We start from the raw sequence: 1,600 nt of genomic DNA on the forward strand, positions 1-1,600 counted from the left end.
GCTTCTTCAGTGGGCTGGGTGGCGCTAGCTCGGGATCGCTGTCTGGGACAAGACGGAAGCGTGTAGACCACAAATGGGAAGGTTTGCGGCGCAAGCCGAGTACATTGTCTGGGGTGCCAAGGGACGGCTACCCGCCAAGCGCCATGTGGGAACGCTACCAGGAGTCTTTCGTCACAGAGTGGAAGTGCCTGGCAAGAAGCTGCACATGACGGGCAAGCCACTTGTGCTCATGGAGGATCTGCTCCGAATCGTGGAGCCTGGTGGGATTGTTCTTGATCCCTTCGCCGGGTCGGGAACTACCTTGCTGGCAGCGTGTAAGGGACTCGCAACAAAATAATTACCCCACTCAAAATAGTGCCCCTTTCACGCCTGCTTAACTGGGACAGCAGGCTGGGGTATTTTAATTTTTGAAAGTCCCTAACCTCGGTCTCGGCTATGTTGGCATCGAAGCGAGTGAGCGCTACTTTGAGATTGCAAAAGTGCGCCTGATGAAGGGGAAATCTAAAGAGGAACCACAGATACTAGGAAGTAGTGTCCAGGCCGATTTATGACCCTCTCTTCGCATCGTAATAATAACATAAATGGTATAAAAGTCAATAGATAATATTGCTATTTTTGTTTATTTTACAGATTAGAAATGCAATATTTAAAGTATTGACAGATAATAACGTATATGTTATTATCTTGGTGATGGATGAGGCAAGGTCGATCATCCAGATTTTATCCAACTAACCCCTAACTCTACAAGCTCATTAACAACGCGATATGGAAGCTATGTACCCTTCCTTCGGACTCTCCCTTGTATTAGGCATCTGTATGCTGATGGCATCGGATCGCCAAGTAAGACAGCGGATTCGGATTCCACAATCCCAACAAAAAAGAGCGCGAACCCGGAAGGAAACACGCTCGGGGCGATAGTAGAGAAACCCTCTCGATTCGTCAACCCCCAAGCGAGCAACGTTGCTCGCTTGGGGGCACATTATCCTTTAATTTTCAGTCAGTTATGTACGATGACCTCATCTATTCTTACACCAGGGCGGAAGCCATTGAAGACGGTGTCCTCGTTGAAGTCGGCCCTATCGCCCAGGAGGCGGGCTACCGAGTCTCCGTAGCCCTAACCGCAGAACTCTGGGGGAAGCTGAACGCGATCCCCGAGGATAGCGCTGACTCCTTAGAGGGCAGGCTCTGGGATCTTCTCTTCATGGGGATGCTAGCGATGAAAAGGCAAAAGTCGCCTGCACAGGAGCTCTTCTACGAGTTTCTACTGCAACTAGGTAAGCTTCCCGCGCAGCCTCGGCTCGTAAAGGTGAAAATGGTGGCTGCCCCCGGCGACAACGGAGAGTTAGTCATCACGATCATGCTTCCCCACGAAGACTAACTAGGAGCACGACTCCAGGACGGGAACCCCGTCCTGGAGTACCCTTTTCAAATTGGCTGTGAGTGCATGCAAAACACTTGACTTTAATAACATTTATGTTATTATTACGATGCGAAGAGAGGGTCATAAAAAAGCCCCCCCTTACTTTACAAGTAGCCTTCACCTCGTCCACTAATCAAGCCCACCCAGCAATGCAAACTGAAAAACCGCCCGTTTCTAACC

The 1,600-nt window shown here is 49.9% G+C and carries 2 protein-coding genes and 1 pseudogene; all 3 read left to right on the forward strand.

What is annotated here, in order from left to right:
• Nucleotides 1-31 precede the first annotated feature (31 nt).
• Nucleotides 32-313, forward strand: a pseudogene (locus ACH2EH_RS12255) (DNA methyltransferase); the annotation flags it as partial.
• 94 nt (nucleotides 314-407) lie between these two features.
• Complete coding sequence (locus tag ACH2EH_RS12260; RefSeq protein WP_395142048.1) at nucleotides 408-551, forward strand: hypothetical protein; 144 nt, start codon at nucleotides 408-410, stop codon at nucleotides 549-551.
• A 452-nt stretch (nucleotides 552-1,003) separates the two neighbouring features.
• A complete protein-coding gene (locus tag ACH2EH_RS12265) occupies nucleotides 1,004-1,378 on the forward strand; it encodes a DUF6573 family protein (RefSeq protein ID WP_395142050.1) in 375 nt (124 codons plus the stop codon).
• Nucleotides 1,379-1,600 lie beyond the last annotated feature (222 nt).

The organism is Armatimonas sp. (genome assembly GCF_043760365.1).
Taxonomy (GTDB): Bacteria; Armatimonadota; Armatimonadia; order Armatimonadales; family Armatimonadaceae; genus Armatimonas.